General features: G+C 66.5%; 28 protein-coding genes. 20 read left to right on the forward strand and 8 right to left on the reverse strand.

Annotated features, from left to right (window positions below; translation table 11 throughout):
* Positions 1-867 (forward strand): SDR family oxidoreductase, encoded by an 867-nt coding sequence (locus tag ASF79_RS13610; RefSeq protein ID WP_055855634.1) that lies wholly within the window; start codon positions 1-3, stop codon positions 865-867.
* A gap of 12 nt (positions 868-879) precedes the next feature.
* Here ASF79_RS13610 and coaA read toward each other — a convergent pair whose 3' ends face one another.
* Positions 880-1,836 carry a type I pantothenate kinase gene (gene coaA / locus ASF79_RS13615; protein WP_055855637.1) on the reverse strand — a complete coding sequence of 319 codons (957 nt, stop codon included), beginning with the start codon at positions 1,834-1,836 and terminating at the stop codon, positions 880-882.
* 48 nt (positions 1,837-1,884) lie between these two features.
* Between coaA and glmS the strand changes: the two genes are divergently transcribed.
* From glmS to ASF79_RS13665, 10 genes are all read left to right on the forward strand, one after another.
* A complete protein-coding gene (glmS, locus tag ASF79_RS13620; protein ID WP_055778017.1) occupies positions 1,885-3,735 on the forward strand; it encodes a glutamine--fructose-6-phosphate transaminase (isomerizing) in 1,851 nt (616 codons plus the stop codon).
* 9 nt (positions 3,736-3,744) lie between these two features.
* Positions 3,745-4,122 (forward strand): holo-ACP synthase, encoded by a 378-nt coding sequence (locus ASF79_RS13625; protein WP_055855640.1) that lies wholly within the window; start codon positions 3,745-3,747, stop codon positions 4,120-4,122.
* Positions 4,119-5,231: an alanine racemase gene (gene alr, locus ASF79_RS13630; RefSeq protein ID WP_055855643.1), complete on the forward strand. Its 1,113-nt coding sequence runs from the start codon at positions 4,119-4,121 to the stop codon at positions 5,229-5,231. The genes ASF79_RS13625 and alr overlap by 4 nt, the downstream gene beginning before the upstream one ends.
* A complete protein-coding gene (locus ASF79_RS13635) occupies positions 5,228-6,004 on the forward strand; it encodes an alanine racemase C-terminal domain-containing protein (RefSeq protein ID WP_055855646.1) in 777 nt (258 codons plus the stop codon). Before alr ends, ASF79_RS13635 begins: the two co-directional genes overlap by 4 nt.
* Positions 6,001-6,495, forward strand: coding sequence for a tRNA (adenosine(37)-N6)-threonylcarbamoyltransferase complex ATPase subunit type 1 TsaE (tsaE, locus tag ASF79_RS13640; protein ID WP_055855649.1), 495 nt, complete (start codon positions 6,001-6,003; stop codon positions 6,493-6,495). Before ASF79_RS13635 ends, tsaE begins: the two co-directional genes overlap by 4 nt.
* Positions 6,496-6,539: 44 nt before the next feature.
* Positions 6,540-7,157 (forward strand): tRNA (adenosine(37)-N6)-threonylcarbamoyltransferase complex dimerization subunit type 1 TsaB, encoded by a 618-nt coding sequence (gene tsaB / locus ASF79_RS13645; protein WP_055778003.1) that lies wholly within the window; start codon positions 6,540-6,542, stop codon positions 7,155-7,157.
* On the forward strand, positions 7,154-7,675 hold the full coding sequence (gene rimI / locus ASF79_RS13650; protein ID WP_055855654.1) for a ribosomal protein S18-alanine N-acetyltransferase: 522 nt from the start codon (positions 7,154-7,156) through the stop codon (positions 7,673-7,675). Before tsaB ends, rimI begins: the two co-directional genes overlap by 4 nt.
* The gene (gene tsaD / locus ASF79_RS13655; RefSeq protein ID WP_055855658.1) at positions 7,672-8,763 is read left to right on the forward strand and encodes a tRNA (adenosine(37)-N6)-threonylcarbamoyltransferase complex transferase subunit TsaD; all 1,092 of its coding nucleotides are present in this window, start codon (positions 7,672-7,674) and stop codon (positions 8,761-8,763) included. Before rimI ends, tsaD begins: the two co-directional genes overlap by 4 nt.
* A 9-nt stretch (positions 8,764-8,772) precedes the next feature.
* On the forward strand, positions 8,773-9,102 hold the full coding sequence (locus ASF79_RS13660; RefSeq protein ID WP_055855661.1) for a DUF4190 domain-containing protein: 330 nt from the start codon (positions 8,773-8,775) through the stop codon (positions 9,100-9,102).
* 75 nt (positions 9,103-9,177) lie between these two features.
* Positions 9,178-9,705, forward strand: coding sequence for a DUF4190 domain-containing protein (locus ASF79_RS13665; protein WP_055777993.1), 528 nt, complete (start codon positions 9,178-9,180; stop codon positions 9,703-9,705).
* Between the two features lie 57 nt (positions 9,706-9,762).
* Here the strand turns inward: ASF79_RS13665 and ASF79_RS13670 are convergent, their stop codons facing one another.
* Complete coding sequence (locus ASF79_RS13670) at positions 9,763-10,950, reverse strand: THUMP-like domain-containing protein (RefSeq protein WP_055856168.1); 1,188 nt, start codon at positions 10,948-10,950, stop codon at positions 9,763-9,765.
* 165 nt (positions 10,951-11,115) lie between these two features.
* Between ASF79_RS13670 and groES the strand changes: the two genes are divergently transcribed.
* From groES to ASF79_RS13685, 3 genes are all read left to right on the forward strand, one after another.
* Entirely contained in the window at positions 11,116-11,412 is a 297-nt protein-coding gene (gene groES / locus ASF79_RS13675; protein WP_044440065.1) for a co-chaperone GroES, read from the forward strand.
* Between the two features lie 99 nt (positions 11,413-11,511).
* Positions 11,512-12,468, forward strand: coding sequence for an EamA family transporter RarD (rarD, locus tag ASF79_RS13680; protein ID WP_055855663.1), 957 nt, complete (start codon positions 11,512-11,514; stop codon positions 12,466-12,468).
* 140 nt (positions 12,469-12,608) lie between these two features.
* Positions 12,609-13,880: an ABC transporter substrate-binding protein gene (locus ASF79_RS13685; protein ID WP_055855664.1), complete on the forward strand. Its 1,272-nt coding sequence runs from the start codon at positions 12,609-12,611 to the stop codon at positions 13,878-13,880.
* A 110-nt stretch (positions 13,881-13,990) separates the two neighbouring features.
* On the opposite strand, the gene ASF79_RS17405 is transcribed toward ASF79_RS13685, so the two are convergent.
* The 6 genes from ASF79_RS17405 to ASF79_RS13710 are packed head-to-tail and all read right to left on the reverse strand — an operon-like array spanning position 13,991 to position 18,862.
* Positions 13,991-14,128, reverse strand: a complete 138-nt coding sequence (locus ASF79_RS17405) for a hypothetical protein (protein WP_156366260.1) — start codon at positions 14,126-14,128, stop codon at positions 13,991-13,993.
* A complete protein-coding gene (locus ASF79_RS13690) occupies positions 14,116-14,724 on the reverse strand; it encodes a hypothetical protein (protein WP_055855667.1) in 609 nt (202 codons plus the stop codon). Before ASF79_RS13690 ends, ASF79_RS17405 begins: the two co-directional genes overlap by 13 nt.
* Before the next feature lie 11 nt (positions 14,725-14,735).
* Positions 14,736-15,506 (reverse strand): ABC transporter ATP-binding protein, encoded by a 771-nt coding sequence (locus tag ASF79_RS13695; protein ID WP_055777984.1) that lies wholly within the window; start codon positions 15,504-15,506, stop codon positions 14,736-14,738.
* Positions 15,503-16,504, reverse strand: coding sequence for an ABC transporter ATP-binding protein (locus ASF79_RS13700; RefSeq protein WP_082495904.1), 1,002 nt, complete (start codon positions 16,502-16,504; stop codon positions 15,503-15,505). The genes ASF79_RS13695 and ASF79_RS13700 overlap by 4 nt, the downstream gene beginning before the upstream one ends.
* On the reverse strand, positions 16,497-17,474 hold the full coding sequence (locus tag ASF79_RS13705) for a branched-chain amino acid ABC transporter permease (protein ID WP_055855670.1): 978 nt from the start codon (positions 17,472-17,474) through the stop codon (positions 16,497-16,499). Before ASF79_RS13705 ends, ASF79_RS13700 begins: the two co-directional genes overlap by 8 nt.
* An 11-nt stretch (positions 17,475-17,485) precedes the next feature.
* Positions 17,486-18,862, reverse strand: coding sequence for a branched-chain amino acid ABC transporter permease (locus ASF79_RS13710; RefSeq protein ID WP_082465970.1), 1,377 nt, complete (start codon positions 18,860-18,862; stop codon positions 17,486-17,488).
* 255 nt (positions 18,863-19,117) lie between these two features.
* Here ASF79_RS13710 and guaB point away from each other — a divergent pair, with 255 nt between their 5' ends.
* From guaB to ASF79_RS13740, 6 genes are all read left to right on the forward strand, one after another.
* Positions 19,118-20,620, forward strand: coding sequence for an IMP dehydrogenase (guaB, locus tag ASF79_RS13715; protein ID WP_055855674.1), 1,503 nt, complete (start codon positions 19,118-19,120; stop codon positions 20,618-20,620).
* Positions 20,621-20,654: 34 nt separating this feature from the next.
* Complete coding sequence (locus tag ASF79_RS13720) at positions 20,655-21,773, forward strand: GuaB3 family IMP dehydrogenase-related protein (protein ID WP_055855679.1); 1,119 nt, start codon at positions 20,655-20,657, stop codon at positions 21,771-21,773.
* A gap of 56 nt (positions 21,774-21,829) precedes the next feature.
* Complete coding sequence (locus tag ASF79_RS13725; RefSeq protein ID WP_055777967.1) at positions 21,830-23,560, forward strand: glycerol-3-phosphate dehydrogenase/oxidase; 1,731 nt, start codon at positions 21,830-21,832, stop codon at positions 23,558-23,560.
* A gap of 95 nt (positions 23,561-23,655) precedes the next feature.
* Positions 23,656-24,189 carry a cation:proton antiporter regulatory subunit gene (locus ASF79_RS13730; RefSeq protein WP_055855682.1) on the forward strand — a complete coding sequence of 178 codons (534 nt, stop codon included), beginning with the start codon at positions 23,656-23,658 and terminating at the stop codon, positions 24,187-24,189.
* A gap of 3 nt (positions 24,190-24,192) precedes the next feature.
* The gene (locus tag ASF79_RS13735) at positions 24,193-25,638 is read left to right on the forward strand and encodes a cation:proton antiporter (protein ID WP_055855685.1); all 1,446 of its coding nucleotides are present in this window, start codon (positions 24,193-24,195) and stop codon (positions 25,636-25,638) included.
* Complete coding sequence (locus tag ASF79_RS13740; protein WP_156366261.1) at positions 25,635-26,462, forward strand: SURF1 family cytochrome oxidase biogenesis protein; 828 nt, start codon at positions 25,635-25,637, stop codon at positions 26,460-26,462. The genes ASF79_RS13735 and ASF79_RS13740 overlap by 4 nt, the downstream gene beginning before the upstream one ends.

The following is a 26,462-nucleotide window of genomic DNA, read 5'->3' on the forward strand; positions in this document are numbered from 1 at the left end:
ATGAACACGACCGTCGATCCGTCTTCTTTTCCGCTCGCAGGTCGCACGGCTTTGATCACCGGGGTGTCGCGTCACCGCGGCATCGGGCTCGGGGTGAGTCGGCGGCTCGCGGAGCTCGGCGCGAGTGTCTTCGTGCAGCACTACTCGGCCCACGATGCCGATCAGCCGTGGGGTGCAGATGACATCGACTCCGTCCGGGCGGCGATCCGTTCCGCCCTGACGCCGAGTGCGGACTTCGGTGACTGGGGCCTCGACCTCGCCGAGCCTACGGCGCCTCGGCGCCTGATCGAGGCCGCGGTCGATGCCTTCGGTCATCTCGATATCCTCATCTGCAATCACGCGCAGAGCGGTGGCGACGGCTCCATCTTCGACATGACGGCGGAGAGCCTCGACGCCCACTGGGCAGTCAACGCGCGCTCGACACTGCTGCTGACCCGGTACTTCGCCGAGCAGTTCGGCCCTATCCCGTCCGGGCATCACCTGACCGAACCGATCGACGAGCGATCCACGGGCCGGGTGATCTGGATGACGTCGGGTCAGCACGAAGGGCCGATGCCTGGCGAGGTGGCCTACGCCACGAGCAAGGCGGCTCTCGCGGGCATCACCCCCACGGTCGCCGCCGAGCTCCTTGCTCGAGGGATTCTGCTGAACACCGTGAATCCGGGCCCCGTGAACACCGGCTACCTCGACGAGGAACCGACCGACCGGCCGGCCGAGGTCAAGCAGGAGGTGCTGCGGTCGATGCCGTTGGGACGGTTCGGACTGCCGAGCGACCCCGCGCGCCTGATCGCGTGGCTCGTGTCAGACGAGGGCCGATGGATGGTCGGCCAGGTGCTCACGAGCGACGGCGGCTTCTCGCTGAGGTGACCGCGGTGACGCTCAGATCTTGCGCAGCAGCACGCGGTCGACGGCGTGCGTCGACGACTTGCGCAGCACCAGAGTGGCGCGGGACTTCGTGGGCTGGATGTTCTCCACCAGATTCGGCTCGTTGATCGAACGCCAGATCTCGGCGGCCGTCGAGCGCGCGTCGTCGTCGCTCAGATCGGCGTAACGGTGGAAGAACGAGTTCGGGTTGGCGAATGCCCCCCGCTTGAGAGCCAGGAATCTATCGACGTACCACGCGGCGATATCGCTGGTGCGGGCATCCACGTAGATGGAGAAGTCGAACAGGTCGCTCACCGCGAGGCCCTGGCCGGGCTGCGGCGGCTGCAGCACGTTCAGCCCCTCGACGATGAGGATGTCGGGCTGACGCACCACGATCTGGGCCTCGGGCACGATGTCGTACGCGAGGTGCGAGTAGAACGGTGCGCGTACCTCGGGCACTCCACTCTTGACGGCACTGATGAAGCGCAGCAGCGCGCGCCTGTCGTACGACTCGGGAAACCCCTTGCGGTGCATGATGCCGCGACGGTTCAGTTCGGCGTTCGGGTACAGGAATCCGTCGGTGGCGACCAGCTCGACCCGCGGTGTGTCCGACCACCGGGCCAGGAGTTCGCGCAGCAGGCGAGCGATCGTCGACTTGCCGACCGCCACCGAGCCGGCGACGCCGATGACGAACGGTGTGGCCGTCTGTCGCTCGCCGAGATAATCGCTGGTCGAGGCGTGCAGCCGCTTGGCTCCCGCCGCGTACAGGTTGAGCAGACGGCTGAGCGGCAGGTAGACCTCGGCGACCTCGGTCATGTCGAGCGGCTCTCCGAGTCCGCGCAACTGAACGATCTCCGTCTCGGAGAGCGGTTGGGGAGTCGAGGGCGCCAGATCAGCCCATTCGCTGCGGGCGATGTCGCGGAAGGGAGTCGGGTGGCCCGTGGATTGGGGGGAGTGCCCGGTGTCAGCCATAGATCACCTATTGTGCCCCACGCCTCATCCAGGCCGTAAACTCGAGGGATGTGTGGAATCGTAGGTTATGTCGGTAACAACTCCAGTCTCGATGTTCTGATGGGCGGGTTGGGTCGTCTCGAGTACCGCGGATACGACTCCGCCGGCGTCGCGATCATCACCGAGTCGGGCGAGCTCGTCACGCGCAAGCGAGCCGGCAAGCTGGCCGTCCTCGCGGCCGACCTCGAGGCATCCGCCCTGACCGACGGCAGCACCGGCATCGGTCACACGCGCTGGGCCACCCACGGTGGTCCCACCGACGTCAACGCGCACCCGCACCTGAGCGCGGACGGTCGCATTGCCCTCATCCACAACGGCATCATCGAGAACTTCGCGGGACTCCGCGACGAGCTGCTCGCCGACGGCTACACCTTCGAGAGCGAGACAGACACCGAGGTCGCCGCCAAGCTCCTCGGTCGCGAGTACCTCGAGGGCGAGGGAGGCCTCGCCGCCGCGCTCGGCCGCGTCGTGGCGCGCCTCGAGGGTGCCTTCACGCTTCTGGCGCTGCACCAGGACGAGCCCGGCGTCGTCGTCGGCGCGCGCCGCAACTCGCCGCTGGTCATCGGCCTGGGCGACGGCGAGAACTTCCTCGGATCAGACGTCGCCGCCTTCATCGAGCACACCCGCCGTGCCATGGAGATCGGACAGGATCAGATCGTCACGATCACGCCCGACTCGGTCTCGGTCACCGACTTCGCGGGCAACGGCGTCGAGGCGCACGAGTACGAGGTGTCGTGGGATGCCTCCGCCGTGGAGAAGGGCGGCTGGTCGAGCTTCATGGCGAAGGAGATCAGCGAGCAGCCCGAGGCTGTCTCCAACACGCTCCTCGGCCGCATCCACAACGACCACGTCGTTCTGGGCGAGCTCGAAGGCATCGACGAGCTGCTCACCTCGATCGACCGCATCGTGATCCTCGGCTGCGGCACCGCGGCGTACTCGGCGATGCTCGGCAAGTACGCCATCGAGAAGTGGGCCCGCATCCCCGTCGAGGTCGAGCTCTCGCACGAGTTCCGCTACCGCGACCCGGTGGTCAACGAGTCCACCCTGGTGATCTCCATCAGCCAGTCCGGTGAGACGATGGACACCCTCGTCGCCGTTCAAGAGGCGAAGGCCAAGGGTGCCCGCACGCTGTCGATCTGCAACACCCAGGGCGCGACGATTCCGCGAGAGTCCGACGCGGTCATCTACACCCACGCCGGCCCCGAGGTGGCCGTCGCGTCGACGAAGGCGTTCATCGCGCAGATCACGGCGCTCTACCTCTTCGGTCTGCATCTCGCCCGCGTGCGCGCCTCGCTCGATGAGGAGACGATCGCCACGTCCATCGTCGAACTCCAGGCCATTCCCGACAAGATCCGCTGGGTGCTCGAGCAGCACGGCGAGATCACCGAGCTGGCGAACTGGATGAGCGACTCCCGTGCCGTCCTCTTCCTCGGCCGCCACGTCGGGTTCCCCGTAGCCCTGGAGGGTGCGTTGAAGCTCAAGGAGCTGGCGTACATCCACGCCGAGGGCTTCGCGGCGGGCGAACTCAAGCATGGACCGATCGCGCTGATCGAGCCGGGCCAGCCCGTGTTCGTGGTCGTGCCGAGCCCGCGTCACCCCAACTCGCTGCACGCCAAGGTCGTGTCGAACATCCAGGAGATCAAGGCTCGCGGCGCGAAGGTCCTCGCGATCGCCGAAGAGGGCGACGTGGCCGTGCTCCCGTACGCATCAGACGTGTTCCGCATTCCGCTGGCCGGCCCGCTGTTCGAGCCGCTCCTCGCCGTCATTCCGTTGCAGATCTTCGCTATGGAGCTCGCGACGGCGAAGGGTCTCGACGTCGACCAGCCACGCAACCTGGCCAAGTCGGTCACCGTCGAATAGGACTCGTCCATGATCGTGGGCATCGGCGTCGACCTCGTCGACGTGCCTCGATTCGTGCGATCCATCGATCGCACCCCTGGACTCGTCGAGCGGTTGTTCGCTGAGGGCGAACGCGGTCGGCCGCCTCGGTCGCTCGCTGCCCGGTTCGCCGCCAAAGAGGCGCTGATCAAGGCGCTCGGCGACTCGTCCGGCTTTCGGTGGCACGACATGGAGGTGGTGACCGACTCGGACGGCAAGCCCTCGTTCCTGCTCGCCGGCCAGGTCGCGCAGACGGCGCGTGCCCGAGGAGTCGGGCACATTCACCTCTCGCTGAGTCACGACGGTGATTCGGCGTTCGCCTTCGTCGTCGCCGAGCGCGCCGAGGAGTCCGGGGGAATCGCACGATGAGCGCGTCCGACGCGGAATCGCGCGCGGAGCACGACTCGGTCGCTCTGATCGACCTCGTAGCTGTGCGCCAGAACGTCGCTCGATTCGTCTCTCTCGCCGACGGAGCTCGGGTGATGACGGTCGTCAAGGCGAACGGCTACGGTCACGGCGCCGTGCAGGTCGCGCGCGCCGCGCTCGAGGGCGGCGCCACGTGGCTGGGCGTGGCCGACCTTGCCGAAGCCTTGGAATTGCGGAACGCGGGGATCACGCAGCCCGTGCTGGCCTGGCTGCACGAGACCGACGAGAACTTCGTGGCAGCGCTCGAGGCCGGAATCGACATCGGCGTGAGCGACATCAGCCAGCTTGCCTCGTTGGCTCGGGCACAGCGTCTTGCCGGGGGTGCCCCCGCCTCGGTCCACCTGAAGCTCGATACCGGTCTGGGGCGCAACGGGGCAGGGGAGCCGAGCTGGGGTGCCCTCTTCGATGAGGCGCGACGACTCGAACTCGCGGGTCACCTGACGGTCAGAGGTGTCTTCAGTCACCTCTCCAACGCGAACGACGACGAGGATGCGCGTCAGCTCGAGCGCCTGCACCGCGGAATCGAGTCCGCGCGCCTGGCCGGGCTGCAGCCGCAGGTGCGCCACCTGGCCTCGACCGCCGCCGCACTCCGGCTGCCGGCCACGTGGCTCGATCTCCTGCGGGTCGGCATCGGCGCCTACGGGCTCTCGCCGCTCGACGACGTACCGTCCGTCGAACTCGGTCTTCGCCCGGCGATGACGTTGCGCAGCACCATCGTGGCCGTCGCACCCTCGTCCGATGCGGATTTCTCGGGCCGATCCGGCATCGTGCCCCTGGGCTACGGCGACGGCGTGCCTCTGCAGGCCGCAGGCCGCATCCATGTGACAGGCGACGGGGGTCGTCTTCTCGTGACGCGCATCGAATCGGACCATCTCGTCGTCGAGCCGGTCTCGGCCGGGGCCGATGCCGCACGCGGAGATGCCGTCACCCTCTTCGGAGATCCGGCGACTGGCGTCACCTCCGCCGACGAGTGGGCGCGAGCTGCAGACACGATCAATTACGAGATCGTCACTCGACTGGGTGCCCGGGTGCCCAGGGAGTACGCCTCATGAGCGCGCTCGATCCCGCCGCTGATCCGACGCCCACCGGGCGCGACGCGGCGATCGACCTCGGCGTCTTCCGCACCAACGTCTCCATCCTCGCCGCTCGGGCCGTCGGCGGCCCGCTGGTGATCGACATGACCGCGGATGCCTATGGCCACGGACTCGTTCCACTCGCCCGAGTCGCGGCGGAGTCGGGTGCAGACATCCTGAGCGTGCGCGATCGAAGCGATGTCGAGAGCATCGCCGATGCCGGCATCAGCATCGACGTGCGCTGCTGGCACACGTCGCGGTTCGCCATCCCCCCGGCCGGATCGGGGATCGCCGCGTTCGGATTCGGGTGGGAACTCACCGACGGTGCGCCGGCCGGAATCGTTCCCGTGATGACACTCTCCGCCCCTGTGCTCTCGGTGAAGAGGGTGCCGGAGGGGCACGGGGTCTCCTACGGACTCGTGTATCGAGCTGCACGGGAGACGTCTCTCGCCCTCGTGCCGCTCGGGTACGCCGATGGCATTCCCCGGGGTGCGACGGGCTCGGGCCGGATGGCGATCAACGGCCGGCAATACCCGATCGCCGGCCGCATCGCCATGGATCAGGTGGTGCTCGACGTGGGTGACGCGGCTGTCGAGCCGGGCGATCGCGCGGTCGCATTCGGGCCGGGTGTCGAGGCAGAGCCGACCGCGGCCGATTGGGCCGCGCACTCCGCGTCGACCGCGGGCGAGATCCTCGCGCGCATCGGCCGCCGCGTTCCCCGTCGCTACATCGATCGAGAGGTTTCCCGATGACCTCGCTGCACAGGGAGCTCGTCATCGCCGATCCCGAACAGATGGCGGCCCTCGCACACGAGGTCGCGGCGTCGCTCTCTGCCGGTGACGTCATTCTGCTCACGGGCGAGCTCGGCGCGGGAAAGACCACGTTCACGCGGGGCCTCGGCCAGGCGCTCGGGGTTCGCGGCGCGGTGACGAGCCCGACCTTCGTGCTCGCCCGAACGCATCCGCGTCTCGATGCAGCCCAGCCGCCGCTCGTGCACGTCGATGCGTACCGCTTGTCGAGCGCGGTGGAGCTCGACGACCTCGACATCGACTTCGACCGTTCCATCGTCGTCATCGAGTGGGGCGCGGGCCTCGTCGAGGATCTCACCGACTCGTGGCTCTCGATCACGATCGAGCGGCCGCGCGGCGCATCCGATGACCCGGATGCCGAGGGGCGCGACGACGAGGAGCCGATCGAACCGCGGCGGGTCACCATCGACGGGGTCGGTCCACGCTGGCAGTGAGCGCACGGGCGCCGGTGCGCGCGCGGGCGACTAACCTATAACTCGTGCTTCTGGCCATCGACACTTCCGCGGGTACCTCCGTCGCCATCGTCGACCCGTCGACAGGCTCGATCGTCGCCCTGCGATCGACGCCCGACACCATGAGGCACGCCGAGGTCATCGGCACGCTGCTCGCCGAAGCCCTCTCCGCCGCGGGTGTTCGGCCCTCGTCGCTCGACGGCGTGGTCGTGGGGATGGGCCCGGGTCCCTTCACCGGCCTCCGAGTCGGTATCGCCGCCGCCCGCACGTTCGCCCTCGGAGCCGGGCTTCCGCTTCACCCCATGGTCAGCGCCGATGCCGTCGCGCGCCAGGAGAAGGTGGCGGGAAGGTCCGACACGATCATCGTCGTCACCGATGCCCGCCGCAAGGAGGTCTTCTGGTCGCTGTACGACCTCTCGGGTGCCGAGCCGGTGCGCATCGATGGTCCTGGTCTGTCCAAGCCGGATGCGCTTCCGCACTCCGATGCCCGCAGGGTCGACGCCGCAGAGATCCCCGGCGCTCAGCTCGCGCTGGCGGCCGCGGCCCTCCTCGCCGCCGGGCTGCCGCTTGCATCCGACGAGGCGCTCTATCTCCGTTCGCCCGACGTGACGATGCCATCCGGGATCAAACGGGTGACCCAGTGAGCTGGCAGCTGCGGAGAGCCGGTATCGAGGATCTCGACGCGATCATGCAGATCGAGACGAGTGTGTTCACGACCGATGCCTGGACCTCCGACGCGATGCGCGCCGACCTGTCGAGCCCGCACTGCTACTACCTCGTCGCCCGTGCCGCCGACGATTCGCCGAGCACCGCTCGGATCGCGGGCTACGCGGGGCTGCTCGCGCCTCGCGGGGCGAAGGAGGGCGACATCCAGACGATCGCCGTGGCTCCCGAAGCCCGGCGCTCAGGCCTCGGTCGTGTGCTGATGACGAGTCTCATGAACGAAGCCCGGCGCCGGGGTGCTCGGGAGATCTTCCTCGAGGTGCGTGCCGACAACCCCGGTGCCGAGGCGCTGTACTCATCGCTCGGCTTCGAGCGGCTCGGGGTGCGCCCCGGCTATTACCAGCCCGACAACGTCGATGCCATCGTCATGCGTGCCGGAATCCCGGAGCCGCAGACGCGCTGGGCCGGTATCGACGAGGGTGAGGAGATCGAATCGTGAACATCGACAACCCTCTCGTTCTCGGCATCGAGACATCGTGCGACGAGACCGGCGTGGGAATCGTGCGAGGCACCACGCTGCTGAGCAACACCATCGCGTCATCGATGGATGAACACGCGCGCTACGGGGGAGTCGTGCCCGAGGTTGCGGCTCGGGCCCACCTCGAGGCCATGACGCCCGCGATCACCTCCGCGCTCGCCGATGCAGGGGTCACGCTCGACGAGATCGACGCCATCGCGGTCACGAGCGGGCCGGGCCTCGCCGGGGCGTTGATGGTCGGAGTCGGGGCAGCCAAGGCGCTCGCCCTGGCGATCGAGAAACCGATCTACGCCGTGAACCACCTGGTGGGGCACGTCGGCGCCGACGTGCTGCGCGTTCCGCAGAGCGCGACCGCTGGATCGAGTGAGATCGACGCCGGCGAGATCCAGTACCCGACGATCGCGCTGCTCGTCTCGGGCGGACATACGTCTCTTCTCCTGGTGCGCGATCTGGTGTCCGATGTCGAGCTCTTGGGCGAGACCATCGACGATGCGGCGGGGGAAGCGTTCGACAAGGTGGCGCGACTCCTCGGTCTGCCGTACCCGGGCGGGCCCGAGATCGACAGGGCGGCGGTGGGCGGCAATCCGAAAGCCATCCGTTTTCCGCGTGGCCTGAGCCTGCCGAAAGACCACGAGGCGCACCGCTACGACTTCTCGTTCTCCGGGCTCAAGACCGCGGTCGCACGCTGGGTCGAGAAGAAACAGGATGCGGCAGAAGAGGTGCCGCTCGCCGACGTGGCCGCCAGCTTCCGCGAGGCGGTCGTCGACGTTCTCATCTCGAAGGCGCTCGCGGCCTGCGCCGAATACGGCGTGCCCCGCCTTCTCCTCGGCGGCGGTGTCGTGGCCAATGCCCGTGTTCGCGAGGTCGCCGCAGCTCGGGCCGCCGGGGCCGGCGTCGCCCTGCGCATCCCGCCGCTCAGCCTCTGCACCGACAACGGCGCCATGATCGCGGCGCTGGGCGCTCAGCTGATCATGGCGGGTCATGCTCCGTCGGGTCTCGGGTTCGGTGCCGACTCGACGCTGCCGGTCACGGATATCCAGGTCGGCTAGGCTCGATCCATGTCGAGCCAGCCTGTCTACGCGCCGTATTCGCCCGACCCTTCATCGGCCGTTCCCGGGTCGCAGGCGGCGGCGCAGGCTCCTGCGCGCCGGACGCTCAACATGCCGGCCCTCTTCTCCCTGATCACCGGTGTGCTGCTCATCTCTCCGGTCGCCATCGTTCTGGGGCACATCGGCATCGTGCAGGTGAGACGTCGCCGACAGTCGGGCATAATCCTCGCGGTCGTCGGCCTCGTGCTGGGCTATCTGGGGTTCATCGCGACCGTCGCCGCCCTCGTCGCCCTGGTGCTGTTCGTGAATTCCGGACCCACGCCGCCGACGTCGTTCTGAGCCGCGAGGCCCGTCGCTCGGCGCAATCGGGGTGTCCCGTAGATGTGGGTGACCGCGCTTCAGTAGTGTTGACCCATGACTGATCCCAATACCCCGTCGACCGAGGGCACGCCGTCGGTCCCGCCGCTGCCTCCCACGGCCCCGTCCACCCCGTCTGCGCCCAGCTACGGCGCCCCGAGCACGCCCTCGGCTCCGCCCGCGTACACGCCTCCCGCCGAGCCGTCGACCCCGTCGTACGGAGCGCCCAGCTACCAGCAGGCCCCGCCGGCCAACCCGTACGCGCAGGCTCCGAATGCGAATCCCTACGGACAGCCGTATTCGCCGGTCGCCTCTGCCCCGAAGACCCTCAGCCTCATCGGCATGATCGCCGGTATCGCCGGCGTCGTCATCTCGCTGTTCAGTGGCGGGTTCGGTCTGATCTTCTCGATCGGCGCCGTCGTCCTCGGATTCCTCGGCAAGAAGCGCGAGCAGGCTGCCAAGGGTTTCTGGCTCACGGCCCTCATCACCGGTTTCGTCGGAATCGGCATCTCGCTGATCTGGGGTATCTTCTGGGTCGTCATCATCGTCGCCGGCATGAGCGCCGACAGCTACAGCAGCTACTAGAACTGAACGAAGAAACGCCCTCCGTCGCGCGACGGAGGGCGTTTTCTCTTGTGCGGCTCAGACGCGCTCGGCGAGGATCGCCGTGTGACGGCCGCCCACCCGCGTCATCACGAGGGTGGCCTCCGCGTCACCTGACAGAGACAATCGTCTGCGCAACACCGCGGGATCGATGTCGACGCCGCGCTTCTTGATCTCGAGGCGCCCGATGCCGCGCCGGCGCAGCTCTTTCTTGAGCTTCGACTCATCGCTCGGCAGCGTGTCGACGACACGGAAAGCGGAGACGAAGGGCGACGATACCAGGGTGTCGGAGGTGAGGTAGGCGATCTGCTCGCTCAGCATCCTCGCGTCGAGCTCCCGGGCGAGGTCGCCGATCAGTCGTGCGCGGATCACCGACCCGTCGGGTTCGTAGAGGTAGGTGCCGAGCTCGGCCACGTCGGCATCGACGCTGTCGCCTGCTGCCACCAACTCGGCACTGTGGCCCCCGCGCAGCACGAGGGCGCTTCGCTTGATGCCCACACGGGCGAGCGGGCCGAACCACAGGCTGTTCTCCACCAGCTGGCCGTCCACCGAGATCCACTGCGCCTCGGCCTCGTCGGGGATGAGCTCGCGATCGAATCCGGGTCCTAGCTTGATGCCCGTGGGCATCGTGCGCGCCACACCGAAAGCGAAGTCGAGCGAGGGGGAGTAGTCGCGTGGATCGGGCAGGCGGCGAGTGTCCGAGTGCCCCGAGGTGCGCCGAGCGGGGTCCATGTACACGGAGTCGACCCCGGCGAGATCGTGATCGACCGCGTCGCCGAGGCTGACGGCGACGTTCGTGAACGGTGCCAGGTTGTACGAGGCGACGGCCGCCGTGACCTCGTCGACGTCGACCGCCTGCACCTCGAGGTCGAGGGCGGCGAAGGCGAGGGCGTCTGCCCCGATGCCGCAACCCAGATCCGCGACGCTCCGGATGCCGGCCGCCTGGTAGCGCCCGGCGTGAAGCGCGGCCACCCGCAGGCGGGTGGCCTGCTCGAGTCCGGCTTCGGTGAACAGCATGCGCGAGGCGAACTCGCCGAACTTGCCCGTGGCCTTCGCCCGGAGCCGGGACTGCGTGAGCACCGCCGACACGAGATCGGCCGGGTGGCCGTCGCGCCTGAGCGCCGCGACGGTCTTGACGATATCGGTGGAGTCGGAGTATTCGGGCAGTGAATCGAGCAGCCGCAGGGCTGCCGACGTCATCACAAGGCCGAGCTCGTCTTTGTTCATTCGCTGCGCCTGTTCACCCCGCCAGCCTAGACGGCGGTCGGTTCTCATCGAGGTGCCACGACGGTTGGCACTCGGATTGACCGAGTGCCAGTCCACCCCCTAAACTCGTCTTAGCACTCTCGGTGTGAGTGTGCTAATCAGACGTGAAGAAAGAAGAGGTCAACCGTGTCGGTCTCCATCAAGCCGCTCGAGGATCGCATCGTCATCCGCCAGGTCGAGGCGGAGCAGACCACAGCCTCGGGCCTGGTCATTCCTGACACTGCCAAAGAGAAGCCCCAGGAGGGCGAGGTCGTGGCCGTGGGCCCCGGTCGCGTAGACGACAATGGCAACCGCGTTCCGATCGACGTCGCTGTGGGCGACAAGGTCATTTACTCCAAGTACGGCGGAACCGAGGTCAAGTACGGCGGAGAAGACCTTCTCGTGCTGTCGGCTCGCGACGTGCTCGCCGTCGTGGTTCGCTGAACCTAGATAAACAGACAAAGACCCGGGTGGCTCTGCCATCCGGGTCTTTTTTGTCGCCCGAGGCGATCGGGTCATCCGGGCCGGAGGTAGCATTCATCAGTGTCCCGACCCGCCGCCTCTCCCGCCGCATCCCCTGATTCCGGCGCCCAGCCGTCGCGCTCGGGCATCCTCTACGCCGTAGGCGCGTACACGATGTGGGGCTTTCTCCCCGCCTATTTTCTGCTGCTCCTGCCCTCTGGTCCGTTCGAGATCGTGGCCGTGCGGATCTTCTTCTCGCTCGCCTTCTGCGCGGTGATCATCACGGTGACCCGCGCCTGGCCCGCCCTCATCGCCATCGTGCGACAGCCTCGTCTGCTCTTCACGATGGGCCTCGCGGGTCTGCTGATCTACGTCAACTGGCAGACCTACGTCATCGGCGCGACGAGCGGCAACGTCGTCGAGACGGCTCTCGGATACTTCATCAATCCGATCGTCACGATCCTCCTCGGGGTCGTCCTTCTCGGCGAGCGACTGCGAGTGGTGCAGTGGATCGCGCTCGGCATCAGCGTGGTAGCCGTCGGCGTGCTCACGGTGGGCTTCGGATCCGTTCCGTGGATCGCTCTGATCCTCGCCTTCTCCTTCGGGCTCTACGGCTTCGTCAAGAAGCGCATCGGGCCCGTGGTCGACCCCGTGTCGGGCCTCACTCTCGAGACCCTCTGGCTGCTTCCCGTCGCCGCCGTGCAGGCCGTCATCGTGGCCGCCACCCCGCAGGGACTCGCCTTCGGCTCCTCGGGTACCGCGCACGTCGTGCTCATGGTGGGTGCGGGGGTCATCACCGCCGTTCCGCTGCTGCTGTTCGCGTCGGCTGCCAAGAGGCTCCCGCTCGTCTATATGGGATTCATCCAGTACATCGCACCCATCCTCCAGTTCCTTTTCGGAGTCTTCGTCATGCATGAGCCGATGCCCGTCGAACGATGGGTGGGATTCGGTCTGGTGTGGCTCGCATTGATCGCGCTCACAGTAGACATGGTCAGAACGAGCCGATCGGGCCGGATGCCTGTCGCTGAGCCGGTCTGACGGGGCAAAAGTAACGATTGGGTCGCGTTACAAGCCCGTAACAGGAATGTATTGTCGGTGCGACTTTGGGCCATTAGCTTTGCAGGACGGCCAACTTCGTTACGCCGTGCACCACAAAACAATCACATTCAAGGAGCATCATGGGCGTATTCGCCAAGACCGGTTCCCGGTCGCTGAAGACCACCCTCGGTGGCGCGGCCATTCTGGGAATCAGCGCGCTCGTTCTCGTCGGCTGCTCGAGCGGCTCGACCGACAGCGGCAGCAGCGACTCCGGTGACCTGTCCCTCAAGATCGGTACGATCCTTCCGCAGACCGGTACGCTCGCCGTGCTCGGCCCGCCCGAGATCGCGGGTGTCGACCTCGCCGCCAAAGACATCAACGATGCCAAAGCCGGCATCTCGATCGACGTGACGCAGAAGGACTCGGGCGACACCACGACCGACATCGCCTCGCAGTCGGCGACGTCGCTCATCGCCGACGGCGTCTCCGCCGTGATCGGTGCCGCCTCATCGGGCGTCTCGAAGACCTTCATCGACCAGGTCACGCAGGCCGGCGTCGTGCAGATCTCGCCCGCCAACACCTCGCCCGACTTCACGTCGTACGAAGACGACGGGTACTACTGGCGCACCGCGCCCTCCGATGTCCTCCAGGGCCGCATCCTCGGAAACAAGATCGTGAAAGACGGCAAGACCAACGTCTCGATCCTGTACATGAACGACGCCTACGGCACCGGTCTTGAGAAGAACGTCAAGGAGGCCCTCGAAGCCGGCGGCGCGTCCGTCGGAGCAGAAGAGACCTTCGAGCCGGCGTCGACCGACTTCAACTCGGCTCTCACGAGCGTTCTCGCCACCGACCCCGACGCGCTGGTCGTCATCTCGTTCGACGAGATCAAGACCATCGCCGAGCAGCTCGCGGCCAAGGGCTTCGACTTCTCGAAGCTCTACGGAGCCGATGGAAACTACGGCGTCATCACCGACAAGGACACCAACGTCGACATCGCCGGCGCGCAGTTCACCAACCCCGGCGTCGAGGCCAAGGCCGAGTTCCAGGAGAAGCTGCAGGCGCTCGTCAAAGAACAGGGCAGCGACCCTCTGACGGTCTTCAGCTACGCGGCCGAGTCCTACGACGCGACCACGCTGCTGGCGCTGGCCTCGCTTCAGGGCAAGGGCACCGACGGTGCGACCATCAAGGACAACCTGCAGTCGGTCTCCGAGGGTGGAACCAAGTGCGAGTCGTTCGCTGACTGTGCCAAGCTCATCGACGATGGCACGGACATCGACTACGACGGCATCTCCGGCCCGATCACGTTCGACAAGAACGGTGACCCGACCGAGGCCTACGTGTCGATCTACAAGTACTCGACGGGAAACAAGACCTCGTTCGAAGAGCAGGTCTTCGGCAAGCTCGACTAATTCTTCGATACTGAAGAGAGGGGCTCGGTCTTCGGACCGGGCCCCTTTGTCGTGCCGTCACGCGGTCACGCCGTCTCGACGTCGCGTGGTCATGCAGATCTGCGGGAGCGTCAGCTCCAGTTGCAGTTGTTCGGCAGGATGTCGAGCGTGACCACGGCGGGGCCGCTCGTCGCAGAGAACGTGGTGCCCACCGACCAGGCGTCGTTAGCGGGTGGCCTGATCAGAACCGTGCGTCCTATCGACTCCACCGTGACCGTCCCCCGCCATCCGAGGCGGTACGCGGCGTGATCGCGATGTCGAGCTGCGCGGTCGGAACCCCGGCGACGTCGACGACCCGCAGCGTGTCGGACGGCTCGATGTCGACGATCGCCAGCGTGGTCTCTTCCAGGCAGTCCTGAGCGTGCACGCGCGCGATGGCTCCGAACTCGTCGGCGGGCGTGACCGTGGCGGCCCCGCGTCGGCCGTCAGGCATCCGGAATTCGACCCGGACGAGTGTCGTGTCGACCAGCTGCGGGGCGCACAGGGTGTCGCCGAGCGTGACCTTGAGGTCGCGGGTCACTCCGCTCGGGATCTCCGAGCTGCGGCCGGTGGACGAGCCGCTGGCGAAGACGGAGCTCTCGAAGGTGGCACGGGTCACGGTGAGATCGGTGTCACCGTCATTGCTGACAGAGATCTCGAGGCGCCTGGGCCCGTAGTCGTCGCGGTTCTGGTGGATGCCGACGGCCACGCCCTCGGGAAGGTCCTCGAGCGGGGGTGCCGTCTGGCACGCGGAAAGGCCCAGCATCCCGGCCGCCACGATGCCGGTGAGGGCGATTCGCGGGGCTCGGGAGCTGGGCCTCGGCACGGTGCGGGTCGTCAGCCGCCCACCGTCGGCGTCGAGGTGGTGACCTCGTTCGTCGTGGCGAGGGTTCCGAGGTAGAGCTCGATCACCTTGGGGTCGTTCATCAGCTCGCGCCCTGGCCCCTCGTAGGCGTCTTTTCCCTGGTCGAGAACGTAGCCGCGGTCGCAGATCTGCAAGGCGCGTCGGGCGTTCTGCTCGACGATCATGATCGAGACGCCGGCGCGGTTGATGCGCTGCACGTTCACGAAGGTCTCGTCTTGACGCATCGGGGAGAGACCGGCGCTCGGCTCGTCGAGGAGGAGCATGCTCGGGTCCATCATCAGAGCCCGCGACATGGCGACCATCTGACGCTCTCCGCCGGAGAGCGATCCCGCGCGCTGCTTGAGCCGCTTCGACAACTCGGGGAACAGGTCCTCGACGAAGGCCAGTCGCGTCTTGAAGAGCTTGGGCTTCTGGTACATGCCCATCTCGAGGTTCTCCTCGATGGTGAGCGACGGGAAGACGTTGTTGTTCTGCGGCACGAAGCCCACGCCCTTGGAGACCAGCTTGTCTGCCTTCAGCCCGGTGATGTCCTCGCCATTGAGCTCGACGGAGCCGCTGCGGATGTTCACGAGGCCGAAGATGGCCTTGAGCAGCGTCGACTTGCCCGCGCCGTTGGGGCCGATGATGCCGACGAGCTCGCCCCGCTTCACATAGACGTTGGAGCCGTTGAGGATATTGACGCCCGGCACGTAGCCGGCGAAGAGCTCCTTGGTGACAAGGACGCGATCGGATTCGGTGCTCACTTCTTTTCCTCTCCATCGACCGGGGTCGATGCGGCATCGGTGGTCGTGGAGACCCCATGGCTCGGAACGGCGATGCCAGCGGCCTCGGCGTCCTGCTCGACCTCGGAGCGGATCAGGTCGGACTCCATGTCTTCGGCCACCTCGAGCTGCCCTTCGATCGTGCCGAGGTCGGTGGCGTGGTGCGCACCGAGGTAGGCGTCGATCACCGCGGGGTCGGACATGACCGTCGAGGGCGGACCCTCGGCCACGACCTTGCCCTCGGCCATGACGACCACCCAATCGGCGATCGTGTTGACCATGTGCATATCGTGCTCGACGAAGAGCACGGTCATGCCCTCGTCCTTCAGGTTCACGATGTGTCCGAGCAGCGACTGCGTCAGGGCCGGGTTGACCCCGGCCATCGGCTCGTCGAGCATGACGAGCTCGGGGCTCGACATCAGGGCACGAGCCATCTCGAGGAGCTTCTTCTGTCCTCCGGACAGGCTCGACGCGTAGTCGTCTTTCTTGGTGTCGAGCTTGAACTTGGCGAGCAGCTGCATGGCCCGCTCGGTGATCTCGTCTTCCTTGGCCTTCCATAGCGGCTTGAAGAGCGAGACGAAGATGTTCTCACCGCCCTGCTTCGTGGCTCCGAGGCGCATGTTCTCGAGCACGGTCATGCCACTGAGCGCCTTCGTGAGCTGGAACGTACGAACCATGCCCATGCGGGAGACCTTGAACGCGGGAACCCCGGCGAGGCTCTTGCCCTTGAACGTCCAGTTGCCCGTGTTCGGCTTGTCGAAACCCGTCAGCAGGTTGAAGAACGTGGTCTTACCGGCGCCGTTGGGGCCGATGAGAGCGGTGATCGAGCCGCGGGGGATCTCGAGGTGCGCCACATCGACGGCCGTCAGGCCGCCGAAGCGGCGACTCACGGCGTGAGCGACGACGATCGGGTCTTTCTTCTTGACGCCCGGAACGATCACATCGTCGGTGATGTCTGAGACGAGAGTTTTTTCAGGCAAAGTGCAGATCCTTCTTCTTGCCGAAGATTCCTTGCGGACGGAATATCACGAGGAGCATCAGGGCGACGCCGACCACGATGAAGCGGATCGGGCCGGTCTGGGTCGTCGTGAGCGGGAGGACTCCGGCCTCGATGCCGAGGCTGAGGAGTCCGTCGGTGAGCGACAGCGTGACCCAGAAGATGATGGAACCCACCACCGGGCCGAACACGGTCGCCGCTCCACCGAGCAGCATGATCGTATAGAGGAAGAACGTCAGCTGGGTTCCGTAGTTGTCGGGTTGCAGCGACCGCGGCAGGATGAACACCACTCCCGCCAGACCACCCAGCACGCCACCGAGGATCAGCGCCTGGATCTTGTACGAGAAGACGTTCTTGCCGAGCGAGCGCACCGCGTCTTCGTCTTCGCGGATTCCCATGATGACGCGGCCCCAGGGGCTGCGCATCAGGAGGAAGACGAGGAGACACGCGAGCGCCACCAGTCCCCAGCCGACGATGCGGATCCACCACTGGTCCTGGTTGTAGACCAGGGGAGTACCCATCAGGCCGAACCTGCCGTCGGGAAGCGGGTTCACGTCGTTGAACGCGCGGGCGGCACCGTTGATGCCTTCCGATCCACCGGTGACATCGGAGAACTCCGGCGTCTTCACGGAGAGTCGGATGATCTCCGCCGCCGCGATGGTCACGATGCTCAGATAGTCCGCCCTGAGTCTCAGCGTGGGTATACCGAGGATGAGTGCGAAGACGGTGGCCGCCGCGATGGCCGCGAGGAACGATCCCCAGAGCGGCCAGTCGTAGATGACCGAGGTGATGGCGAACGCGTAGCCTCCGACGGCCATGAAGCCCGCCTGCCCGAAGTTGAGCAGGCCGGTGAAGCCGAAGTGGATGACGAGGCCGATCGTGGCCAGCGCATAGGCCGCGACGGTGGGGTCGAATATCTGCCCGATTGCGAGCCAGATGAAATTGCCGTTCATAAGGACCTTCCCTAGCCGACGCGCTCTTTACGGCCCAGGATGCCCTGGGGCCGAACGAGCAGGATGATGATCATGAGCACGAGCGGGGCGACGAACTTGAGGTTCTCCGGGATCCACAGCGTCGACAGGTTCATGATGAGGCCGATGATCACGGCTCCCACGAGCGCTCCATAGGCTGAGCCGAGTCCACCGAGGGTGATGGCCGCGAAGATGAGCAGCAGGATCGACGCTCCGGTATCCCAGCGGAGCGACTGGTAGTAGCCCACGTAGACGCCGGCCAGAGCGGCGAGGGCGCCCGAGCCGACCCAGACGACGCGGATGACCCGCTCGACGTTGATGCCCGATGCCGAGGCCAGAGCCCGGTTGTCGGACACGGCGCGCATGGCCTTGCCGATCTTGGTCTTCGTGAGCACCAGGGCGACGCCGAGGATGACGACGATCGCGATGACCGCGCCGGCCACGTCGGTGAACTTCAGGCTGACGGAGCCGATCACGAGGAACGGCTTGGTGCTGTTGGGGAGCGTGAGGCGGTCGGGGCCGAAGAGGAGGACGAAGACGTAGCGAAGGGCGAGAGAGAGGCCGATGGTGACGATCATCATCGGAATCAGGCCGAGACCGCGCTTGCGGAGTGGCCTCCAGATGCCGGCGTCTTGCGCCCACCCGAACAATCCGCCGAGGATCATCGCCGCCGGAATGGCGATGATCGCAGGCAGCCCGATGATGCCGGAGAAGAGATAGGCCATCAGCGCACCGAAGGTCACCAACTCTCCGTGGGCGAAGTTGTTGAGCCCCGTCGTTCCATAGATAAGGGATGCGCCGATCGCGGCGAGCGCGATGAGCAGACCGAAGATGAGGCCCGTGACCAGCTGCGGCCAGAACCTCAGCCAGAACGTGTCGGCCGTGACCGGAGCGGTCGTCGTGCCGGTGCCCGCCTCGTCGCTCGCGCCGGGTGTGGGTGTCGTCGTCGACTCGTCGGTGGGAGCGGCGACCGCGCCCTTCGCGTTGTCGGGAGACAGGAAGAAGATGGCGGGCACCTCGGTGTTGCCGGCGAAGACCTCGACCTCGGCCGGGTTCGTCGACGGCCGCGGGTAGCCGGTCTCTGCCGGAAGCGCGTCTTCGTCGATCGTTACCGAATAGGTGCCTGGCTCGCTCACGGGGACGACGGCCTTGCCGTCTGCGCCGGTGACCCCCGTCTCTGTGCCGCCCTCGCCCTCGACGGTGACGGAGACGTTCGCCACACCGACTTTGTCTGCGTCGGTGCGAACCCAGACGAGGATCGATTGCTCGGTTGCAGTGGATGTGGAAGCGGTCGTCTCAGCAGCTGATGCGCCGAGGGCGGATCCTCCGAGGACGACGGATAGACAGAGAACGACCGACGCGATGAGCATCGCGATCAATCGAGCCGACTGCCCGGGTCTTATGCCAGCGAGCAAGGGTGCACCTCCTGTGGGAAGCCTCGGATGTAACCGGGCTCCGTTATCTATGGTCGAGCGACGTTGCTAGAACATAGCGCCCGTTTGTTGCCTCCATGTTTCGACAGAGAGGAAACCTCGGGGCGCGCAGGTACTTTCTTACACCGGAATATCGCGGTCGCCTAACCGTTACTCTTGACAAGAGAAATTTTCTACGAGGCGAGGTGTCATTTGGACCAGGCGGATCCCTTTGGTTTTATCGGATTGACGTATGACGACGTGATGCTCCTGCCGGGACACACCGACGTCATTCCGAGCGAAGCGGACACCTCTTCGAGGCTGACACGTCGCATCGACGTCGCCACTCCTCTTCTCAGCGCTGCAATGGATACGGTCACCGAGTCGCGCATGGCCGTCGCGATGGCCCGCCAGGGTGGTCTCGGAATTCTGCATCGCAACCTGTCGATCGCCGATCAGGCGAGTCAAGTCGACCTCGTCAAGCGCAGCGAGTCGGGCATGGTCACCGACCCCGTCACCACCACGGCCGACGCCACCGTTGCCGAGGTCGACGCGCTCTGCGGACACTTCCGCGTGTCGGGTCTGCCCGTCGTCGATCAAGCGGGTGTGCTGGTGGGCATCATCACCAACCGCGACATGCGCTTCGTGTCTCCCTTCGAGAAGGCCACCACGCTCGTGCGCGACGTGATGACGAAGGCTCCTCTCATCACCGGGCGACAGGGCATCGACCCCGACGACGCCATCGCCATCTTCGCTCAGCACAAGATCGAGAAGCTGCCGATCGTCGATGAGCAGGGCCGCCTCACGGGCCTCATCACGGTCAAGGACTTCGACAAGAGCGAGAAGTACCCGAACGCGACGAAAGATCCAGCCGGGCGCCTGCGCGTCGGTGCCGCCATCGGCTTCTTCGGTGACGCCTGGCAGCGCGCCACGAGCCTGCTCGAGGCCGGCGTCGACGTGATCGTGGTCGACACCGCCAACGGCGACAGTGCCGGAGTGCTCGACATCATCCGTCGCCTCAAGCGCGACAGCGCCTTCGAGGCCGTCGACATCATCGGCGGCAACGTGGCGACCCGCTCGGGCGCCCAGGCTCTGGTGGATGCCGGTGCCGACGCGATCAAGGTCGGCGTCGGTCCCGGATCGATCTGCACCACCCGCGTCGTGGCGGGTGTCGGCGTGCCCCAGGTGACAGCCGTCTACGAGGCGTCGCTGGCGGCCAAGCCGCACGGCATCCCCGTGATCGCCGATGGTGGCCTGCAGTACTCGGGCGACATCGCGAAGGCCCTGGTCGCCGGTGCCGACACCGTGATGCTCGGATCGCTCCTCGCCGGCTGCGACGAGAGCCCCGGCGATCTCGTCTTCGTCAACGGCAAGCAGTACAAGAACTACCGGGGCATGGGTTCGCTCGGAGCGCTGCAGACCCGCGGCGAGAAGACGTCGTACTCCAAAGACCGTTACTTCCAGTCGGATGTGCCGAGCGACGACAAGCTCATCGCCGAGGGCATCGAGGGCCAAGTGCCGTATCGCGGCCCGCTGGCCAGCGTCGCCTACCAACTCGCGGGAGGCCTGCGGCAGTCGATGTTCTACACGGGTGCGCGCACGATCGCGGAGCTCAAAGAGAAGGGCCGCTTCGTTCGCATCACCGCGGCCGGTCTCAAGGAGTCGCACCCCCACGACGTGCAGATGGTCGTCGAGGCGCCGAACTACCGCAGGTAGCCTCTCGCTCGACCGGTAGGGTTGTCGGGTGAGTATGGAAATCGAAATCGGCCGCAACAAGCGGGGCCGTCGGGTCTACGCGTTCGACGACATCGCGGTGGTGCCCTCGCGGCGCACCCGCGACCCGCAGGACGTGTCGATCAACTGGACCATCGATGCTTATCACTTCGATATGCCCGTTCTGGCGGCACCCATGGACTCCGTGGTCTCGCCGGCTACGGCGATCCGAATGGGGCAGCTCGGCGGTCTCGGAGTGCTCGACCTCGAGGGCGTGTGGACACGCTACGAGGATCCGGAGCCGATCCTCGAAGAGATCCGCTCACTCGACGCGGCTTCCGCGACGACGCGCATGCGTGAGATCTACGCGGAACCGATCAAGCCCGAGCTCGTCACGGCCCGCCTCGCCGAGATCCGCGCCGCCGGAGTCACCGTCGCCGCCGCCCTCTCGCCGCAGCGCACCCAGGAGCTCTACGAGACCGTGGTCGCCGCCGGCGTCGACCTCTTCGTCATCCGCGGTACGACCGTCTCGGCCGAACACGTCTCGAAGAGCACCGAACCCCTGAACCTCAAGAAGTTCATCTACGAACTCGACGTTCCGGTCATCGTGGGCGGCGCCGCCACCTACACGGCGGCACTGCACCTCATGCGCACCGGGGCTGCCGGTGTCCTCGTCGGATTCGGCGGGGGAGCCGCCTCGACCACTCGCGCCACCCTGGGCATCCACGCGCCGATGGCCACCGCCGTCGCCGACGTCGCCGGCGCTCGCCGCGACTACATGGACGAGTCGGGCGGCCGTTACGTGCACGTCATCGCAGACGGCGGTCTCGGCACCTCGGGCGACATCGTGAAGGCCATCTCGGTCGGAGCAGACGCCGTGATGTTGGGCACCGCTCTGGCCCGCGCCACAGACGCTCCCGGCGGTGGCTACCACTGGGGCAGCGAGGCTCACCACACCCAGCTTCCGCGTGGAAACCGCGTTCACGTCGGACAGGTCGCTCCGCTCGAAGAGATCCTCAACGGACCCTCGCCGGTCGCGGACGGCACGGCGAACCTCATGGGTGCGCTCCGCCGCTCGATGGCCACGACGGGGTACTCCGACCTCAAGGAGTTCCAGCGCATCGACGTCGTGGTCGCGCCGTATCTCGCCCACTAGCCACCCGCCGCGGGTAAACTGGCGCCACCGATTCTCTATGACGAGGAGGCCTGACGATGGCTGAAACGAACAACGTGTCCCGATCGGCCAAGCTGGGACCCGAAGAGCGCGAAGCAGCAATCGAGGCGCTCAAGACCAAAGAGCTCGACATCCTCGTCGTAGGCGGCGGCATCGTCGGCGCCGGTGCGGCGCTCGACGCGGCCACCCGTGGTCTGCGGGTCGGCATCGTGGAGGCTCGCGACTGGTCGAGCGGCACGAGTTCGCGGTCGTCGAAGCTGGTCCACGGCGGAGTGCGTTACCTCGAGCAGCTCAACTTCCGTCTCGTGCGCGAGGCTCTGATCGAACGCGGCTTGCTGCTGCAGCGCATCGCGCCGCACCTCGTGAAGCCCGTGCGCTTTCTCATTCCGCTCAAGCGCCGCTTCATCGACCGTTTCTACATCGGCGCGGGCATGGTGCTCTACGACCTCTTCTCGTACACGGGCGGGCGTCCGCCCGGAGTTCCGCACCACCGCCATCTGACCCGCGGTCAGGTCCAGCGGGCGATCCCGAGCATGGCGCACGATGCGCTCATCGGGGGAATCACGTACTACGACGCTCAGGTCGACGACGCACGCTATGGCGCCAGCGTCGTGCGCACGGCCTCGTTCTACGGGGCGCACGCGGCGAGCCGCGTTCGTGTCGAGGGATTCATCAAGGTGGGCCAGCGCGTCGTCGGCGTGCACGCCCACGACCTGCAGACCGGCGAGAAGTTCGAGATCCGTGCCAAGCAGGTCGTCAACGCCACGGGTGTGTGGACCGATGACACCCAGGCTCTGGTCGGCGAACGCGGACAGTTCAAGGTGCGGGCATCGAAGGGCATCCACCTCGTCGTGCCCCGTGATCGCTTCCAGTCGTCGATGGGTCTGCTGCTGCGCACCGAGAAGAGCGTGCTGTTCGTCATTCCGTGGGGCCGTCACTGGCTCGTCGGCACGACCGATACCGACTGGCACCTCGACAAGGCCCACCCCGCTGCGACGGCGGCAGACATCGACTACGTCCTCGAGCACGTCAACACGGTTCTGAACGTGCCGCTCACCCGCGACGACGTCGAAGGCGTCTACGCGGGGCTCCGGCCGCTTCTCGCCGGTGAGAGCGATCAGACGTCGAAGCTGTCTCGCGAGCACCTCGTCGCTCACTCTGTGCCCGGCCTCGTCGTGATCGCTGGTGGCAAATGGACGACCTACCGGGTCATGGCGAAAGACGCGATCGACGCCGCGGTGTCTGCCCTCGATGGCAAGATCGCGGGCAGCGTCACCGAAGACATCGCCCTCCTCGGCGCCGAGGGCTACCAGGCCGCGTGGAACAAGCGCAGCAAGATAGCCCGCAAGTTCGGCGTGCACACGGCGCGCATCGAGCACCTCCTGAACCGCTTCGGAACGCTGACCGACGAACTGCTCGATCTCATCTCGTCGAACCCCGAACTCGCCGAGCCCCTGCCGGGTGCCGACGACTACCTCGCGGCCGAGGTCGTGTACGCCGCGAGCCACGAGGGAGCTCTGCACCTCGAGGACGTGCTCGCTCGTCGAACCCGCATCTCGATCGAGGCATGGGATAGGGGAGTGTCAGCGGCGCCTGTGGCGGCCCGACTCATGGCCGGGGTGCTCGGCTGGGACGAGGCTCGGATCGAGCGCGAGATCGCCAACTACCTTCGCCGGGTCGCGGCGGAGCGTGCGAGCCAGGAGCAGCCCGACGACGAGTCGGCCGATCGCATCCGGCTCGAGGCCCCCGACATCGCAGCAGAGGTGTAGCCCCGACGAGGGGCTCGGGCAACGGACGACGTCATCCGAGCGCCGGTAGACTGAGGTCTTACGCCCGATCGTCAAGCTACCCGAGGAGTTCAGTCATGGTCGATGTCCGACGGGTCAAGCTGCCGGGCGTGGGAGTGCTGCACACCTTCGTGACGGCAGACGGCGGCAAGGTCGGCGTCATCGCGCACCGCTCGGGACACAGCGACCTGATCACGTTCTCCGACGAAGACAACACGTCCGACGCGGCCAAGGTCTCTCTCCGGCTCAGCGAAGACGAAGCGCGCACGCTCGCCGAGCTCCTGGGCGGCACGCAGATCACCGAGTCGCTGACGGCCCTCGACCAGATTCCAGGTCTCAGCATCGACTGGTTCACCGTCGACTACGAAGACCACATCGCGGGCCAGCCGCTGGGCAACACGGCCGAACGAGACATCGTCGGTCTGACCGTCGTCGCCGTCGTCCGCGGCGAATCGGCGAACCCCGCGCCCGCGCCCGACTTCAAGGTCTTCCCTGGCGACACGCTCGTCGTCGCGGGGTCTCCTGAGAAGGTCGCGAAGGCGTTCAACTTCTTCCGCACGGGTGAGATGCGCTCCAAGAGCGGCGCCGCCGACGGCTCTCCCGGGCGCTAGGCGATGCACTTCGGGCCCGACCTCCTCATTCTGGGCGCCCTCTTCGTCATCGCGTATGTGCTCGGCCGGCTCGGCAAGAGCATCGGTCTGCCCGCGATCCCGATCTACATGGCCGTCGGTCTTCTGGCGAGCCCCAACTTCCACCTCTTCCCGCTCGAATTCGTGCATACCGAGTACATCGAACTCATGGCCGTATTCGGTCTCGTGCTGCTGCTGTTCAACCTCGGTCTCGAGTTCGATCAGGACGAGTTCTTCTCGAACGCGGGCAAGCTCATCATCTCCGGCGGCTCGTACATCGCGCTCAATATGGGGGCCGGGTTCGCGTTCGGGTTCATGCTCGGCTGGGGAACGCGCGAAGCGCTCATCGTCGCCGGCATCACCGCGACGAGTTCGAGCGCCATCGTCACGAAGCTGCTGATCGAGCTCAAGCGTCTGGCCAATCCCGAGACCCCGATGATCCTCGGGGTCACCGTCGTCGAAGACATCTTCATCGCCATCTACCTCGCGATCGTGTCGGTCGTCTTGTCTGGAGAGACGGAGATCTGGCCTGTCGTCGGCAAGCTCGGCATCGCCTTCCTCTTCCTCATCGTGATGTTCACGGTGGCGCGATGGGGCGGCCGGTTCGTGTCGCGGCTGTTCCGCACGAAAGACGACGAGCTCTTCACGATCCTCTTCTTCGGTCTGGCGATCATGTTCGGCGGCATCGGCGAGATTCTCGGTGTCACGGATGCGATCGGCGCGTTCCTGATCGGTCTCGTATTGGGCGCGACCCGGTATCGCAACCGCATCGAACACATCGCGATCCCGTTGCGCGACGTGTTCGGGGCCTTCTTCTTCCTCAACTTCGGGCTCGGTCTCGATCCCACGAAGTTCGCTCCTGTGATCGTGCCCGTCCTCGGCGCGGTGCTGATGACCGTGGTCTTGAACGCGGGAGCGGGGCAGTTCGTCGCGTGGCTCAACAAGCTCGGTCCCCGCGCCGGAATCAACGCGAGCGTGATCCTGCAGAACAGAGGCGAGTTCGCCCTCATCCTCGCGACGCTGTCTCTGTCTGCGGGACTCGACGAACGTATCCAGCCGTTCGCGGGACTGTACGTGCTGATCATGGCCATCATGGGGCCGATCCTCGCCGCCAACTCCGAGAAGATCTCGTCGTTCATCCTTCGCCCCAGGTCGGCTTCGGCGAAGGCGAAAGTCAGGCAGAAGAGCCGCGACCCGATGCTCGACGAAGAGATCGCGCTCGTCGCCGCCGTCACAGCCGGACAAGACGTGTCGCTGCCCAGGGCCGACGACGAATCCGAGCCCACACTCGACACCACGCCGCTCGCTCAGGCGACTTCTCACGAGCCGGTGACGGGCGACGTCGATGCCCTGATCGAACAGGCCATGCGCCAGTCCGACGATCTGGGCTCCCGTGATCGCGAACCCCGCGAGAGAGACAGCGAATATTGACCCTGTTCAGCGTGATGCGGCGACCGCGATGGATCGCCGCCCTTGTACTCGCCCTCGCCATCGCGGCGATCTTCGCCGGGCTCGGCCAGTGGCAGCTCGAGCGTGCCGTCTCGAGCGGCCAAGTCGACGACCGGCCCACGGAGACCGTGAAGCCCCTGTCGGAGGTCGCCTCTCCACAGCAGCCGGTGCTCGCGGTGGAGGCCGCGCAGAGAGTGCAGACGCAGGGCATCTTCGAACCCGCCGACTACGGGATCCTCGCCGACAGGCTGAACGGAGAGCAATCGGGATACTGGGTCATCGCGCACCTCGCGGTCGATGAATCCGGCAGTCCTGCTCTCGCCGTGGCGCTCGGCTGGGCCCCCGACCGCGAGTCGGCCGTCGCCGTACGCGACCGTCTGGCCGCCCAGCCCCGCGCATCCACCCCGGTGGCGATCGAGGGTCGCTATGTCGACCCCGATGCGCCCACCGTCGACGACGCAGACTCTTCGCATGGCGGCTCGTACGACCTGACGACTATGAGCCCCGCCGCCCTGGTGAACATCTGGACGGCGCTGACCGATTCGACTGACGTCTACGGCGGGTACGTGATCTCGAGCACCGCTCCCGCCGGACTCGAACTCATCGCCGCCCCTGAGCCGGATCGGTCGGTCGAGCTCAACTGGCTCAACATCTTCTACGCGGCCGAATGGGTGATCTTCGCGGGCTTCGCCGTGTTCCTCTGGTACCGCCTCGCGCGCGACGCCTGGGAGCGCGAGCTGGAAGAGCTCGAGGAAGCCGAGAGCGACTCCGACGACCGGAGCCTCGTCGAGCACGGAATACACTAG

The organism is Agreia sp. Leaf335, assembly GCF_001423605.1.
In the GTDB taxonomy this organism is placed as follows: domain Bacteria; phylum Actinomycetota; class Actinomycetes; order Actinomycetales; family Microbacteriaceae; genus Agreia.

Coding starts and splice junctions, on each gene's coding strand:
- ASF79_RS13610 (WP_055855634.1), top strand. CDS start 1: ATGAACACGACCGTCGATCCGTCTTCTTTTCCGCTCGCAGGTCGCACG.
- coaA (WP_055855637.1), bottom strand. CDS start 1,836: ATGGCTGACACCGGGCACTCCCCCCAATCCACGGGCCACCCGACTCCC.
- glmS (WP_055778017.1), top strand. CDS start 1,885: ATGTGTGGAATCGTAGGTTATGTCGGTAACAACTCCAGTCTCGATGTT.
- ASF79_RS13625 (WP_055855640.1), top strand. CDS start 3,745: ATGATCGTGGGCATCGGCGTCGACCTCGTCGACGTGCCTCGATTCGTG.
- alr (WP_055855643.1), top strand. CDS start 4,119: ATGAGCGCGTCCGACGCGGAATCGCGCGCGGAGCACGACTCGGTCGCT.
- ASF79_RS13635 (WP_055855646.1), top strand. CDS start 5,228: ATGAGCGCGCTCGATCCCGCCGCTGATCCGACGCCCACCGGGCGCGAC.
- tsaE (WP_055855649.1), top strand. CDS start 6,001: ATGACCTCGCTGCACAGGGAGCTCGTCATCGCCGATCCCGAACAGATG.
- ASF79_RS13660 (WP_055855661.1), top strand. CDS start 8,773: ATGTCGAGCCAGCCTGTCTACGCGCCGTATTCGCCCGACCCTTCATCG.
- ASF79_RS13665 (WP_055777993.1), top strand. CDS start 9,178: ATGACTGATCCCAATACCCCGTCGACCGAGGGCACGCCGTCGGTCCCG.
- ASF79_RS13670 (WP_055856168.1), bottom strand. CDS start 10,950: ATGAACAAAGACGAGCTCGGCCTTGTGATGACGTCGGCAGCCCTGCGG.
- ASF79_RS13685 (WP_055855664.1), top strand. CDS start 12,609: ATGGGCGTATTCGCCAAGACCGGTTCCCGGTCGCTGAAGACCACCCTC.
- ASF79_RS13705 (WP_055855670.1), bottom strand. CDS start 17,474: ATGAACGGCAATTTCATCTGGCTCGCAATCGGGCAGATATTCGACCCC.
- ASF79_RS13710 (WP_082465970.1), bottom strand. CDS start 18,862: ATGCTCATCGCGTCGGTCGTTCTCTGTCTATCCGTCGTCCTCGGAGGA.
- ASF79_RS13720 (WP_055855679.1), top strand. CDS start 20,655: ATGGAAATCGAAATCGGCCGCAACAAGCGGGGCCGTCGGGTCTACGCG.
- ASF79_RS13725 (WP_055777967.1), top strand. CDS start 21,830: ATGGCTGAAACGAACAACGTGTCCCGATCGGCCAAGCTGGGACCCGAA.
- ASF79_RS13730 (WP_055855682.1), top strand. CDS start 23,656: ATGGTCGATGTCCGACGGGTCAAGCTGCCGGGCGTGGGAGTGCTGCAC.
- ASF79_RS13735 (WP_055855685.1), top strand. CDS start 24,193: ATGCACTTCGGGCCCGACCTCCTCATTCTGGGCGCCCTCTTCGTCATC.